The sequence below is a fragment of the Oscillibacter sp. KLE 1745 genome, from assembly GCF_000469445.2.
Lineage (GTDB): Bacteria > Bacillota > Clostridia > Oscillospirales > Oscillospiraceae > Oscillibacter > Oscillibacter welbionis.
In genome coordinates this window covers 354-12863 of record NZ_KI271749.1, presented here as the reverse complement: position 1 = coordinate 12863, position 12510 = coordinate 354, and the positions used below count along the sequence as shown (strand labels likewise).

The 12510-nt window shown below is 61.8% G+C and carries 15 protein-coding genes and 1 other annotated feature; of the genes, 14 read left to right on the top strand and 1 reads right to left on the bottom strand.

Features of this window, described 5'->3' with window-relative positions; translation table 11 throughout:
* The first annotated feature begins 70 nt into the window (after nucleotides 1–70).
* From HMPREF1546_RS13365 to HMPREF1546_RS13340, 6 genes are all read left to right on the top strand, one after another.
* Nucleotides 71–355 (top strand): hypothetical protein, encoded by a 285-nt coding sequence (locus tag HMPREF1546_RS13365; RefSeq protein ID WP_021749321.1) that lies wholly within the window; start codon nucleotides 71–73, stop codon nucleotides 353–355.
* A 19-nt stretch (nucleotides 356–374) separates the two neighbouring features.
* Nucleotides 375–620 (top strand) — a binding site (T-box leader).
* A gap of 71 nt (nucleotides 621–691) precedes the next feature.
* Nucleotides 692–1927: a tyrosine--tRNA ligase gene (gene tyrS / locus HMPREF1546_RS13360; protein WP_021749320.1), complete on the top strand. Its 1236-nt coding sequence runs from the start codon at nucleotides 692–694 to the stop codon at nucleotides 1925–1927.
* Between the two features lie 128 nt (nucleotides 1928–2055).
* A complete protein-coding gene (locus HMPREF1546_RS13355; RefSeq protein ID WP_036630373.1) occupies nucleotides 2056–2559 on the top strand; it encodes an RNA polymerase sigma factor in 504 nt (167 codons plus the stop codon).
* Nucleotides 2534–3616, top strand: a complete 1083-nt coding sequence (locus HMPREF1546_RS13350) for a hypothetical protein (protein WP_021749318.1) — start codon at nucleotides 2534–2536, stop codon at nucleotides 3614–3616. The genes HMPREF1546_RS13355 and HMPREF1546_RS13350 overlap by 26 nt, the downstream gene beginning before the upstream one ends.
* Before the next feature lie 113 nt (nucleotides 3617–3729).
* Nucleotides 3730–4740: a YeiH family protein gene (locus HMPREF1546_RS13345; protein WP_036630365.1), complete on the top strand. Its 1011-nt coding sequence runs from the start codon at nucleotides 3730–3732 to the stop codon at nucleotides 4738–4740.
* Nucleotides 4741–4933: 193 nt separating this feature from the next.
* The gene (locus HMPREF1546_RS13340; protein WP_021749316.1) at nucleotides 4934–5746 is read left to right on the top strand and encodes a helix-turn-helix domain-containing protein; all 813 of its coding nucleotides are present in this window, start codon (nucleotides 4934–4936) and stop codon (nucleotides 5744–5746) included.
* Nucleotides 5747–5848: 102 nt separating this feature from the next.
* Here HMPREF1546_RS13340 and HMPREF1546_RS13335 read toward each other — a convergent pair whose 3' ends face one another.
* Entirely contained in the window at nucleotides 5849–6424 is a 576-nt protein-coding gene (locus HMPREF1546_RS13335) for a DUF5662 family protein (protein ID WP_021749315.1), read from the bottom strand.
* A 109-nt stretch (nucleotides 6425–6533) separates the two neighbouring features.
* Here HMPREF1546_RS13335 and HMPREF1546_RS13330 point away from each other — a divergent pair, with 109 nt between their 5' ends.
* From HMPREF1546_RS13330 to HMPREF1546_RS13295, 8 genes are all read left to right on the top strand, one after another.
* Nucleotides 6534–6977: a hypothetical protein gene (locus HMPREF1546_RS13330; protein ID WP_021749314.1), complete on the top strand. Its 444-nt coding sequence runs from the start codon at nucleotides 6534–6536 to the stop codon at nucleotides 6975–6977.
* A gap of 27 nt (nucleotides 6978–7004) precedes the next feature.
* Nucleotides 7005–7196 (top strand): hypothetical protein, encoded by a 192-nt coding sequence (locus HMPREF1546_RS13325; RefSeq protein ID WP_021749313.1) that lies wholly within the window; start codon nucleotides 7005–7007, stop codon nucleotides 7194–7196.
* Between the two features lie 385 nt (nucleotides 7197–7581).
* Nucleotides 7582–8034: a hypothetical protein gene (locus HMPREF1546_RS13320; RefSeq protein WP_036630363.1), complete on the top strand. Its 453-nt coding sequence runs from the start codon at nucleotides 7582–7584 to the stop codon at nucleotides 8032–8034.
* A gap of 70 nt (nucleotides 8035–8104) precedes the next feature.
* The gene (gene alaS, locus HMPREF1546_RS13315) at nucleotides 8105–10768 is read left to right on the top strand and encodes an alanine--tRNA ligase (protein WP_021749311.1); all 2664 of its coding nucleotides are present in this window, start codon (nucleotides 8105–8107) and stop codon (nucleotides 10766–10768) included.
* 74 nt (nucleotides 10769–10842) lie between these two features.
* Nucleotides 10843–11508 (top strand): hypothetical protein, encoded by a 666-nt coding sequence (locus HMPREF1546_RS13310; RefSeq protein WP_051320035.1) that lies wholly within the window; start codon nucleotides 10843–10845, stop codon nucleotides 11506–11508.
* A complete protein-coding gene (locus HMPREF1546_RS13305) occupies nucleotides 11465–11809 on the top strand; it encodes a TIGR04076 family protein (protein WP_036630360.1) in 345 nt (114 codons plus the stop codon). Before HMPREF1546_RS13310 ends, HMPREF1546_RS13305 begins: the two co-directional genes overlap by 44 nt.
* 58 nt (nucleotides 11810–11867) lie before the next feature.
* Nucleotides 11868–12065, top strand: coding sequence for a DUF4250 domain-containing protein (locus tag HMPREF1546_RS13300; protein WP_021749308.1), 198 nt, complete (start codon nucleotides 11868–11870; stop codon nucleotides 12063–12065).
* Between the two features lie 2 nt (nucleotides 12066–12067).
* A complete protein-coding gene (locus HMPREF1546_RS13295; protein WP_021749307.1) occupies nucleotides 12068–12406 on the top strand; it encodes a histidine triad nucleotide-binding protein in 339 nt (112 codons plus the stop codon).
* The last annotated feature ends 104 nt before the right edge of the window (nucleotides 12407–12510 follow it).

Below are 12510 nucleotides of genomic sequence, written 5' to 3'. Positions count from 1 at the left end.
TAAGTACAAAACGAGTTACTATGTAAAAAGCGTACTAGAATATAGACACAAAATTTAGGGAGGTGTCAGAATGGACGATCTGGAGGCGGCGGAGGCATACAGGCGGGAAGCGGAGTTCTATAAGGAGAAAGCGGAGGAGAACATCCGGTACAAGTACCTCTATCTGCGGCTCGGCGGCGAGATGTATGAAGTCCTGGAGATCCTGCGGCGGACACCCTGCGCCTGCGCCCCGCTTCAGGAGGCGGAGAGCCGTCTCCGCCAGATGCTGGAACAGGCGGATGAGGACGACTGCCAGAAGGGTGTATACGATTTCTTCCGCAAAAAGAAAGGCCGTCCACCCGTTGACAAGCTGTAAAAAATCGGCTAGAATACCTCTTACAGTGATGAAGCGGAGCAGTACCCGGGAAGACCGCCCCCAAGAGAGCCTCTGGTCTGGTGGAAAGAGGCGGGCAGGGCCCGGCGAATACACCGCGGAGCTGGCACCCAAACGGCCTTCGGCCCAGTAGGCGTGCTCCGGGAGCGCCCGTTACAGCGCCGCCGTGTGTTCGCACGGCCTGAGGCGTCTGCCCGCGAGGGCGGCGCGAACAGAGGTGGTACCGCGAGAACTTCTCGCCCTCTGTCCCCTGGGGGACAGAGGGCGTTTTTGATACCTGTCCCAGATTTCACAAACGGACAAAAGGAGAGACAAATCATGCAGATCTACGAGGAACTGAAGGCCCGGGGGCTCATCGCCCAGGTGACGGACGAGGAGGAGATCCGGGAGCTGGTGAACAACGGCAAGGCCACGTTCTATATCGGCTTTGACCCCACGGCGGACAGCCTGCACGTGGGCCACTTCATGGCCCTGTGCCTGATGAAGCGGCTGCAGATGGCGGGCAACCGCCCTATCGCCCTGATCGGCGGCGGCACCGGCTATATCGGCGACCCCTCCGGCCGGACGGACATGCGTTCCATGATGACGCCGGAGACCATCCAGCACAACTGCGACTGCTTCAAGAAGCAGATGGAGCGGTTTATCGAGTTCGGCGAGGGCAAGGCCCTGATGCTGAACAACGCCGACTGGCTGCTGAAGCTGAACTATATCGAGCTGCTGCGGGAGGTGGGCGCCTGCTTCTCCGTCAACAACATGCTGCGGGCCGAGTGCTACAAGCAGCGGATGGAAAAGGGCCTGAGCTTCCTGGAATTTAACTATATGATTATGCAGTCCTATGATTTCTACCACATGTTCCAGACGGTGGGCTGCAACATGCAGTTCGGCGGCGACGACCAGTGGAGCAATATGCTGGGCGGCACGGAGCTGATCCGGCGCAAGCTGGGCAAGGACGCCTATGCCATGACCATCACGCTGCTGATGAACTCCGAGGGCAAGAAGATGGGCAAGACCGCCAGCGGCGCCGTGTGGCTGGACCCCAACAAGACCTCTCCCTACGACTTCTACCAGTACTGGCGGAACGTGGGGGACGCGGATGTGCTCAAGTGCATCCGGATGCTGACCTTCCTGCCGCTGGAGCAGATCGACGAGATGGATACCTGGCAGGGCAGTCAGCTGAACACCGCTAAGGAGATCCTAGCCTTCGAGCTGACCAAGCTGGTTCACGGCGAGGAAGAGGCCGCCAAGGCCCAGGAGGCCGCCCGCGCCCTGTTCGGCGGCGGCGGGGACAGCGCCAACATGCCCTGCACCAAGCTCTGCCGGGAGGATTTCACCGCCGAGGGAGAGATCGACATTCTGACCCTGCTGGTAAAGTGCGGCCTGGCTGCCTCCAAGGGCGAGGCCCGGCGGCTGGTGCAGCAGGGCGGCGTCACGGTCTGCGGCCAGAAGGTGGCCGATATTGAGGCCAGGTTCAGCTGCAAGGACTGCTGCGGCGAGGGCGCGGTCATCAAAAAGGGCAAGAAGGTCTATCACAAGGCCGTGCTGGAAGAGCAGTAAGCGGACATTCGGTCAGCCCGCCGGGATATTCCCGGCGGGCTTTTTTGTATGTCCCTGTCAGATGGCAGCCTCATCATTCGTTTTATCAGCAGAACGGCGCCGGCAAAGGAGTTGATCGTACGGAACAAATCACATATACCCGCCCGGAAGCGGAGGAACTGGTAGAGCGGTGGTCGGACACCGTGCTGCGGATCGCCTGGACCTGGACGGGCAGCGTCCACGACGCCCAGGACATCTGTCAGACGGTGCTTTTGAAGCTGCTGACCAGTCCCCGCCGCTTTGCGGAGGAGCGGCTGGAGCGGGCCTGGGTGGTCCGGGTGGCCGTCAACTGCTGCAAGGACTGGAAGAAATCCGCCTGGGTCCGGCGGCGCCTGCCGTTGGAGGCGGCGGCCCACGCGGCGGTCCATCTGCCGGAGCCGGGGGAGAGCCCTGTGCTGGCGGCGGTGCAGGCCCTGCCGGAGCGATACCGCCAGGCGGTGTACCTGCGGTATTACGAGGGATACGAGCCGGCGGAGATCGGGACGTTGATGGGCTGCACGGCCAGTCAGGTCAGCACGTATCTCTACCGGGGCAAGGCAAAATTGCGGAACATGCTGGGAGGCGCTTATGGACAGGAATGCTTATCAGAGTGAGTTGGACCAGGTACAGTTCACGGAAGCGGGGAGGTCCGCCCTGACGGACGCCCTGATGGCGGAGCAGGCCGGACCGCCGGTCCAGCACCGGAGCTTGTGGATGAAACGGGGGATGGCGGCGGTACTGGCAGCAGTGCTGTTGGTGGGCACGGCGGCGGCTGTTACTGCGTCGCTATGGGACAGCTTTTTCGGCAGACTGGACCCGGGGGAGCAGGCGGTGGTGGACACCCTCAGCGGCGGCCTGCCGGGTGCGGTCTCCGCAGGCGGAGCCATGATGACACCTATGGCGGCCTTCGGCATGGATGGGGCATTCTACCTGATGCTGGAGATTCAGGCCCCAGAGGGCACGGTCCTGCCACCCTTGGACGGTGAAAATGAAACCTACCAGCTCTTCGGCGATGATATTTTGAACGGCGAGTGGCTTGAGCTGCGGGAGCCGGACGGCGGGGACCCGGCGATCTCTTATTCCACGGAGTTCACTTGGCTGGAGGACCCGGATCCTGCGGACAACACGCTGACAGTGGTACTCTCCATTCTGGCGGACGGAGACCTGGAGGGAAAGGTCCTCCACATACCGGGGCTGTGGAAGCAGACGGATGGGAAGGCCTATACGGAGATCTTCTCCGGCGATTTTGACTTCGTGCTCTCCGGTGGTCTGGCGGAAGATAGCCTGCTGGCGGTGGATGTTGCTGGTGTCACGGCACAGGCGCCCTGCGGCACCTTGACCATGGAGCGTCTGAAGGTCTCTCCTCTGGGGCTCCAGTGGAGCTATCACTACGATGAGAACGCCGTCCAGGCCGCAGCGGCAGAAAACGGCAGAGACGCCGTGGCGCTTGTGACGGCTGACAGCGGAGAGGTAGTGGAATTCTCAGATATAGCAATCCCCGACACAGAACTGCTGCTGGTTTTGAAAGATGGGACGCAGGTGGAGGTTGCCAGCAGCTTCAGCAAGGGCGGCAGCGGCTGGATGGAGCAGAGCGGCTTCTTCGCCCGGCCTGTGGATCTGTCTCAAGCGGACTATCTGCTGTGGGGAGAGACGGAGATCCCCCTCCACTGAGCCTGGCATTGCATCATGGGGGCGGCCAGAGGCCGCCCCGGATTTTTTTGACAAATCCTTTACGCCGTGATATGATACAACCCCGAATGAAACAGATGGAAAGGAATTGTATTATGGAATTTGTCAGGAAAAACGCGCCGGGCATCCTGATCTGCCTGGTGATCGCCGTGCCCGCGTGGCTGCTGGGGCAGCGGTTCGAGGTGGTGGGCGGCCCGGTGTTCGCCATCCTCATCGGCATGGTGATCGCTCTGTTCTGGAAGGACCAGAAGGCCGCCAGGAGCGGAATCACGTACACCTCCAAAAAGATCCTCCAGCTGGCGGTGGTGCTGCTGGGCTTCGGCATGAATCTCTCCAGCGTGTTACAGGTGGGGGGACAGTCACTGCCCATCATCGTCTCCACCATCGCCACCAGCCTGATCGTGGCCTTCGCCCTCTATAAGGCCCTGCACATGGACAGCAACATCTCCACTCTCATCGGCGTAGGCTCCTCCATCTGCGGCGGCAGCGCCATCGCCGCCACTGCCCCGGTCATCGACGCGGATGACGAGGAGATCGCCCAGGCCATCTCTGTGATCTTCCTGTTCAACGTCATCGCGGCTCTGATCTTCCCCACTCTGGGAGGTGTGCTGGGCCTCTCCAACGAGGGCTTCGGCCTCTTTGCCGGCACCGCGGTGAACGATACCTCCTCCGTCACCGCGGCGGCCGCCGCCTGGGACGGAATGCACCCCGGCGCCAATACCCTGGACACTGCCGCCATCGTGAAGATGACCCGGACTCTGGCCATTATCCCCATCACGCTGGTGCTGGCCCTGCTGAGGACCCGCCGGGAGGGAAAGCAGGGCGGCGCCCAGGTGGACATCAAGAAAATCTTCCCCTGGTTTGTGCTGCTGTTCCTGCTGGCTTCCATCATCACCACGGTTCTGCCCATCCCCGCAGCTGCGGTGAGCTTCCTGAAAAACGCCAGCAAGTTTTTCATCGTCATGGCCATGGCAGCCATCGGTCTGAACACCGACATCGTGAAGCTGGTGAAGACCGGCGGCAAGCCTATCTTCATGGGCTTCTGCTGCTGGGTGGCCATTGCCGGCGTCAGCTTGCTGGTCCAGCACCTGCTGGGGATCTGGTAAAACACCCTGCCTCATCGTCCATCGCAGCAGGAACTCCCGCCATAGCGCCCGAAGCCTGGCAAAAATCTGGAATCCCCTGGGCCTCAAGGGCTGCAACCTGGAGTTGACAAAGTTCCACCCGCCGCGTTCTTGCCAGGTGCGCGGCGGGTGGCTTATCATAAGGGCATCCAAATGAGAAAGCGAGTGTTCTCCGATGACATTTTCCGAGAAATTGACGGGGCTGCGGCGGAAGTCCGGCATGAGCCAGGAGCAGCTGGCAGACCGCCTGGGGGTCACCCGGCAGTCTGTCAGCAAGTGGGAGGGCGGCACTGCCATGCCGGAACTTGTGAAGTTGATCTCCTTGTCAGAGCTGTTCGGCGTGTCCGTGGACTATCTGGTGAAGGACTGGATGGAGGAGCCGGACAATCCATGCGGCGGAAGCGGGGAAATCTCTTCCAAGCAGGCAGACCGGCTGGAGAAAAAGGTGGACGAGCTGACCAATTATGTGAAGGGCAGGGTCTACCGCTACGACAGCAAGACCCGGATCTTCGGCCTGCCCCTGGTGTCCATCCGGTTCGGCTTCGTCCGGAACGGGAAACTGTCCATGGATAACACGGCCAAGGGCATCATCGCCATCGGCAACTGCGCCATCGGCGTGGTGGCCATCGGCATCGTGGGGGTGGGCCTGTTCACCTTCGGCGTGCTGGCCATGGGAATGCTGTCCCTGGGCATCGTGGCGGGGGGATTGGCGGCTTTCGGCGTGGCGGCCCTGGGGTATCTGGCCCTGGGGGTCAGCGCCGTGGGGGTCTATGCCGGCGGCGTGGCGGCCATTGCCGCCAAGATCGCCGTGGCGGTCTCCTCCGTGGCGCCTACCGCCGTGGGGGAGTTCGCCTCCGGCAGCCATGTGCTGCTGTGGGGAGACGGCCTGACGGCCCCGGAGGTCCAGACCTTTCTGCTGGAGCACCACCCGGACCTGTGGCGGCCCCTGCTGCGGCTGCTGACGGAGATCGGCGCCCATATCAAGTAAATCGCTGCCCAGTCTCATGCCGGCGAGCAAACATGGTCAATGTTTGCTCGCCGGCATACGGCTCTTCTCGGCATCAGTGGAGGGGGACAATCTGTGCACCTGTCAAAAGCGCCGGGGGTCCGGCGGTGGGGCATCCTGGGACTTTCCCAGGATCTCCTGCCGGATATATGCAAAGGCCGCGTCCTCGCCCTCATCCCGGAGCTTTAAAAGCATGGTCTCCAAAAGCGCCGCGGTGGCCGGGTGGATCAGCAGCCGCCGGTCCTTGCCCCGGAGATAGAACTGGTAAGGGTCACCGGGATTGAAATCCTTTCCCCGGTAGACCTTGCTGGCGGCCAGACGGTCGCAGAACATCTCCGCCACATTTTTTCTCGGCATCTCCACACCTACGATCCCCTCGCCGGTGGGGCTGTAATCCGTCCAATACTCAAAGTGGTGGCGGTTGCGGCCCTTGTGGTGGAGCCAGGAGGCGCTGTATCCATGTTCCTTCCGCTGGGCGTCGTTTGGGCTGTGATCCCCCTGGAAGTATTTCACCCCGGCAAAGAACTCCACAGGGGCGTACTTGGACAGGTCATGGGTCAGGCCCTGCCAGTACAGCCCCAGGCGGAAGCAGTACTTCCGCACCAGTGCCCGGTGGCGGTTTATGGTCCGCAGATGGGCCCAGAAATGCAAGGAGATCACCCCGTTTCCAGTATCTTACGTTCCAGTATAGCACGGCAGGGGCAAAATGACGAGCAAATTTTTTGCATGGAATCCAACCTCCAGCAGACACTAGCCGGGAGGTGTTTTGATGGAGGGAGTTATCTTCTGCTGTCCCCCGGCGTGGAGAAAGCTGCTGCCGCCCGGCGTTCTGGGGGCGGAGCGGGCGGAGGCGCTGGCGGAACAGTATTGGCCACTGCTGGTCCTGACCCGCCGGGGGTGCGGGGAGCTGGGGGATACGGCCGCCCTGTGCCGGGTGCTGCTGGTGCCGGGGGACTGTACCGCGCCGCTGGAGCGCATCACGGCGGAGACGGTGGTCACCTATGGCCTGTCCTCCAGGGACAGTCTCACCCTGTCCAGCCTGGCGGAACCGGTCCTCTGCGTCCAGCGGCAGCTGCCCCGGCCGGGCGGCGGCGTGGTGGAGCCCCAGGAATTTCCCCTGCCGGAACTTCCGGCTCCTGCGGCGGAGCTGCTGCCGCTGCTGGGCCTGCGGCTGTTGCAGCTGCCACAGACAAGTGCCCCCTTTGTGTGGTAGGCTAAAAACAAAAAGGGGGGCTGCAACATGGCGTGGCATGAGATTCTGGCGACGGGGATCATTCTGGCGGGCACTGCGTTTTACTGTTGGGCGGCGTACAGCCGGAAGAGCGGACCTACCAGCTGCATCGGCTGTGGCAAGTGCGTGGCGGACGGCGTCTGCATTCTGACAGGAAAGAAGGTCCCGGGGATTTCCGGAGGCAAGGGAAAAAACCTGTGATTTTCCCGTTGACAACCGGGCAGAAACGTTTATAATAATTGTGTCTGAAAACAGCAAAAAGCTATGACAAAGCCAGCTTCGCGAGACCGGCCAAGCGAGAGGGGAGACGGTGCGAGCCCCTTGCCCACGCCGCGGAGCAGCCACTTTGGAGCGGCCTGCGGCGAGCGGGACGGCTCATCCCCGTTAGCGGATGACATGAGATGTCCCCATGGGACAGATCAGGGTGGTACCGTGGAAGTTCTTCCGCCCCTGACGTGCGTCAGGGGCGGTTTTTCTGCTTTAGAAAAGAGGGGATATACTGGTGTTCTTTCAGCGAGCCCAATCTCCGCACCCGTCCCGCCTGGGTGGCATCCAGATTTTTTCCGATTCAGAGGGGAGATTCCTTTTGTTTCCGGTGATCCGCAGCCGGAGCGGGTCTTCGCACATTCTCGCAGCGGTAGAGACCCTGTCCCCGCCGCTGACGGCTCCGGAGCTGGGGACGGCACTGCTGGCTCTGTGGGATCGATGGGAGGGCACTCCCTGCTGGGAGGAGCTGCCGCCGGAGCTGACGGAGGTCCCCTTCTGGAAGGGAACCGCCCGGTCTTATCGGGCTTTCTTTCGGGCGCACCGGTTGATTGTCGCGGCGTTCGGACATCCGAACCCGGGAGACATCTCCTTGGCTTACTGGCCCCGGCATCTGGAGAACAACAGCTGGGGCGTGGTCAAGGGACAGGTGGAGCTGCAGGTGAGGCTGGACAGGGAACTGCCGGATCTGCCCCGGAAGATCGGTATGGCGGCCCGGCAGCTGCTGGCCGCGGCGGAGCTGACGGATCCCACCATGCCGGCGACTGGAAAATAACAGGCGGTATTGCTTTTATTTATCATATATTATTGAGAATAAAAAGATATTTTTAGGAGGAAGAACATTTATGGCACATCCCACATACGGACTGAACGAGCTGCGGGAGATGTTTCTCAAATTCTTTGAGACAAAAGAACACCTGCGGCTGCCCAGCTTTTCCCTGATTCCCCAGAACGACGCCAGCCTGCTGCTGATCAACTCCGGCATGGCGCCCATGAAGCCCTGGTTCACCGGGGAGGAGGAGCCCCCCCGCCATCGGGTCTGCACCTGCCAGAAGTGCATCCGCACCGGCGACATCGAGAACATCGGCAAGACCGCCCGCCACGGCACCTACTTCGAGATGCTGGGCAACTTCTCTTTCGGAGACTACTTCAAGCGGGACGCGATCCACTGGGCCTGGGAGTTCCTGACCTCTCCCGAATGGGTGGGTCTGGAGCCGGACCGGCTGTATCCCTCCGTGTTCGCCGGCAACGAGACCACCCCCGCCGACGATGAGGCCTTCGCCATCTGGCGGGATGAAATCGGCATCCCCGAGGATCGGATCTTCAAGTTCGGCAAGGAGGACAACTTCTGGGAGCACGGCTCCGGCCCCTGCGGCCCCTGCTCCGAGATCTACTATGACCGGGGCCCTGAGTGGGGCTGCGGAAAGCCCGGCTGCACCGTGGGCTGCGACTGCGACCGGTATATCGAGGTCTGGAACGTGGTGTTCTCCCAGTTCGACAACGACGGCGAGGGCCACTACACCGAGCTGAAGCAGAAGAACATCGACACTGGCATGGGCCTGGAGCGTTTGGCCTGCGTCAGCCAGAACGTGGCCAGTCTGTTCGACGTGGACACCGTCATGAACATCACCAACAAGGTCAGCGAGATCACCGGCGCCAAGTACGAGCAGAGCGACAAGATCGACGTCTCCCTCCGGGTCATCACCGACCATATCCGCTCCGCCACCTTCATGATCTGTGACGGCGTTCTGCCCAGCAACGAGGGCCGGGGCTATGTGCTGCGCCGCCTGCTGCGCCGGGCCGCCCGGCACGGCAAGCTGCTGGGAGTGAACCATCCCTTCTTATATGAGGTGTGCGACACCGTGGTCCATGAGAACGAGGGCCACTATCCCGAGCTGCGGGAGCGGCAGGCCTATATCACCAAGGTCATCCGCACGGAGGAGGAGAACTTCGCCAAGACCCTGGACGCCGGCATGAAGATCTATGACGATATGCTCTCCGCCCACAAGGCCCAGGGGGAGACCGTGTTCTCCGGCGCTGACGCCTTCAAGCTGTACGACACCTATGGCTTCCCCATCGACCTGACCGTGGAGATGGCGGAGGAGGCCGGCATGACCGTGGACCAGGAGGGCTTCAAGGCTCTGATGGAAGAGCAGAAGGTCCGCGCCCGCAAGGCCCGGGAGGCCCTGGGTGACCTAGGCTGGGCAGGCATCGAGTTCGGCAAGGACATGCCCGCCACGGAGTTCGTAGGCTATGATCGCTCCAGCGAGCAGGGCAGAGTCCTGGCCCTGGTGGCCGACGGGGAACTGCGGGACGAGCTGGCTCAGGGCGTGGAGGGCATCCTGGTGCTGGACCAGACGCCGTTCTATGCCGAGATGGGCGGCCAGGTGGGAGACCACGGCACCATTCAGGGACCCAACGGCACCTTCCAGGTGACGGATGTTCAGAAGAACAAGGGCGGCAAGTTCATGCACTCCGGCAAGGTGGTCTCCGGCACCCTCAGCGTGGGGGAGACCGTCACCGCATCCATCGACGTGGAGCGCCGGAAGGCCACCATGCGAGCTCACAGCGCCACGCACCTGCTGGACGCTGCCCTGAAGAAGGTCCTGGGCGACCATGTGCATCAGGCGGGCTCCCTGGTGGAGCCGGACCGGCTGCGCTTTGACTTTACGCACTTTGAGGCTATCACCCCGGAGCAGCTGGCTCAGATCGACAAGCTGGTGAACGACGCCATCCTGGAGGGCTACCCCGTGGCGACGGAGGTGCTGCCCATCGAGGAGGCCAAAAAGAAGGGCGCCGTGGCCATGTTCGGTGAGAAGTACGGCGATATCGTCCGCGTGGTGGAGATGGGCGACTTCTCCATGGAGTTCTGCGGCGGCACCCATCTGGACAACACCGCCAAGGCCGGTCCCTTCCGCATCAAGTCCGAGGGCTCCGTCGCCTCGGGCGTCCGCCGGATCGAGGCCACGGTGGGCCGACTGAGCCTGGACACCATGAACCGGAATCAGGAGCTGCTGTTCCACGCCGCTCAAGTGCTGAAGACAACACCTGGTGAGCTGGCCGCCAAGGCGGAGCAGCAGGCAGCGGAGATGAAGGAGCTGCGCCATGAGCTGGAGAAGTTCAAGTCCGAGGCGTCCCTGGGCGAGGCCCGGCAATTCCTGACCGCCGCCAAGAACGTGGGCGGCCTGAAGGTCCTGACCGCTATCCGTAACGGCATGGATGCGAACGCCCTGCGGCAGATGGGCGATTTCCTGCGGGACAAGGCCCCGGATGTTGTGGCAGTGCTGGCTTCTGCCAATGGGGAGAAGATCACCTTCCTGGCAGTCTGCGGTCCCGAGGCGGTGAAGCGCGGCATCAAGGCCGGCGACCTGGTGAAGAGTGTCTGCGCCATCTGCGGCGGCAAGGGCGGCGGCAAGCCTGACAGCGCCATGGGCGGCGGCAGTGACCTGCTGAAGCTGGATGATGCACTGGCCACCGTGGATGATTTTGTGGCGGAAAAGCTGAAGTAAGCTGTAGATGACACCTTCCCCGGGGCCTCGCCGGGCAAAGGTCTGGCGGGAGCAGAGTGGAGTGGGAGAACTTTATGTCAACTCGAGAGGACGTCAAGACGTTTTTCGGCCTGCCTCTGGACTTCTCCATGCTGGAGCTGGAACCGGAGACAGATGCCGACCCGGTACGGTATTTCTGTACCCCGGAAAATGCCGAGATCATTGGCTGGGGCAGTTGCGGGACGCACTTCGTCCTCCTGCCGGGGGATGAGGCGGTGTACTGCGTGGAGCCGGAGCTGGCAGAAGAGGGCACCTTTGTGCTGCCGGTGGGGGCGGACTTCCGGGAGTTTGTGTCCCATCTGCTCTACTGCAAATGTACCAGTCCTCTGGCGCAAATCTTCATGCTGGACGCGACCCGGTTCCGGAAGCTTCTGGAGGACAACGCCGCCAACACCTGGCCGGGCTGCGAGGAGGACTTCAAGAGCGGGGACGCGTCCCTGGCCCTGCTGGCGGAGACGTTCGGCGTTCAGCCGAAAGACCCCTTTGACCGAGTGAAGGCGCTCCAGACGGCCTTTGACCCGTCAGTGCTGGAATTCTCCGACGAGTACTATGACACTCTGGGGCTGGAGAACCCCCGGCACCCGGAGGAACAGGACATCAACACTGGCTGTGATGTGGCCGCCACACAGGTCATCATGATGAAGAAGGAGGACACCCGTGAAAAAAGTCAGGATCACCGTCTTGAAAACCACCCTGGATGAAGAGCTGGCGGCGGAATACGGCGCTGAAGGGCTGGGCCCCTGCCCCATGCTGCGGGAAGGCCAGGTGTTCTACGCCGACTACGCCAAGCCGGATGGCCTCTGTGACGAGGCCTGGAAGGCTATCTATCAGTATGTGTTCGCCCTGGCTCACGGGGCGGGAGAGGGCCTGTTCTATTACGGCGACTGGATCCGCAGGCCCGGCGTGGCCATCTGCTCCTGCAACGATGGGCTCCGCCCCGTGATTTTCAAGCTGGAGACCACAGAGGAGGAAGCATCCGTCAACTACACACCCGTGCGGTAAAATTATTTACTTTCAGAATATCGCAAGTAATTTCCCTTTACAGAGAAAGGGGGCTGCCATGCTGCTGCCCAAGGACCCCTACATTCTTCTGAGCTTCCTCAACACCCGCCTCCGGGACCAGTATGCGGACCTGGAGGATCTGTGCGCGTCCCTGGATGCGGACGAGCAGTCCCTGCGGGAGACGCTGGCGGGGGTTGACTACCGCTACGATCCCGTTTATCATCAGTTTATACCGATCACATCAAAGGAGGTTTGAAAATGTCCGATTGCCTATTCTGCAAGATCGTTGCCGGGGAGATCCCCAGCAGCAAGGTCTACGAGGACGACGTGTGCTACGCCTTCAATGACATTGATCCCCAGGCGCCCACCCACTTCCTGGTGGTACCCAAGGCCCACATTGGCTCTGTGTCTGAGATCACCGCGGACAACAGCACAGTGGTGGCTCATATCTTCGAGGTCATTGCCAAGCTGACAAAGGAAAAGGGGCTGGACAGCTACCGGGTGGTCTCCAACATCGGCGAGCAGGCGGGACAGAGCGTGTTTCATCTGCACTTCCATGTACTGAGCGGCAGAGATATGACGTGGCCTCCGGGCTGATGCGGCCTTCGAGAGGGGCGGCTGTACCGCTGAGGCAAAATGATTTCAATTTCCTGATTTGCCGTCCGTTGGAGCATAAGAGAGCGCCGCGAGCTTTGCTCGCG

What these genes read in the sequence shown, in the direction of transcription:
- HMPREF1546_RS13365 (WP_021749321.1), top strand. Translation starts at nt 71, where the DNA reads ATGGACGATCTGGAGGCGGCGGAGGCATACAGGCGGGAAGCGGAGTTC.
- tyrS (WP_021749320.1), top strand. Translation starts at nt 692, where the DNA reads ATGCAGATCTACGAGGAACTGAAGGCCCGGGGGCTCATCGCCCAGGTG.
- HMPREF1546_RS13350 (WP_021749318.1), top strand. Translation starts at nt 2,534, where the DNA reads ATGGACAGGAATGCTTATCAGAGTGAGTTGGACCAGGTACAGTTCACG.
- HMPREF1546_RS13345 (WP_036630365.1), top strand. Translation starts at nt 3,730, where the DNA reads ATGGAATTTGTCAGGAAAAACGCGCCGGGCATCCTGATCTGCCTGGTG.
- HMPREF1546_RS13340 (WP_021749316.1), top strand. Translation starts at nt 4,934, where the DNA reads ATGACATTTTCCGAGAAATTGACGGGGCTGCGGCGGAAGTCCGGCATG.
- HMPREF1546_RS13330 (WP_021749314.1), top strand. Translation starts at nt 6,534, where the DNA reads ATGGAGGGAGTTATCTTCTGCTGTCCCCCGGCGTGGAGAAAGCTGCTG.
- HMPREF1546_RS13325 (WP_021749313.1), top strand. Translation starts at nt 7,005, where the DNA reads ATGGCGTGGCATGAGATTCTGGCGACGGGGATCATTCTGGCGGGCACT.
- alaS (WP_021749311.1), top strand. Translation starts at nt 8,105, where the DNA reads ATGGCACATCCCACATACGGACTGAACGAGCTGCGGGAGATGTTTCTC.
- HMPREF1546_RS13310 (WP_051320035.1), top strand. Translation starts at nt 10,843, where the DNA reads ATGTCAACTCGAGAGGACGTCAAGACGTTTTTCGGCCTGCCTCTGGAC.
- HMPREF1546_RS13300 (WP_021749308.1), top strand. Translation starts at nt 11,868, where the DNA reads ATGCTGCTGCCCAAGGACCCCTACATTCTTCTGAGCTTCCTCAACACC.
- HMPREF1546_RS13295 (WP_021749307.1), top strand. Translation starts at nt 12,068, where the DNA reads ATGTCCGATTGCCTATTCTGCAAGATCGTTGCCGGGGAGATCCCCAGC.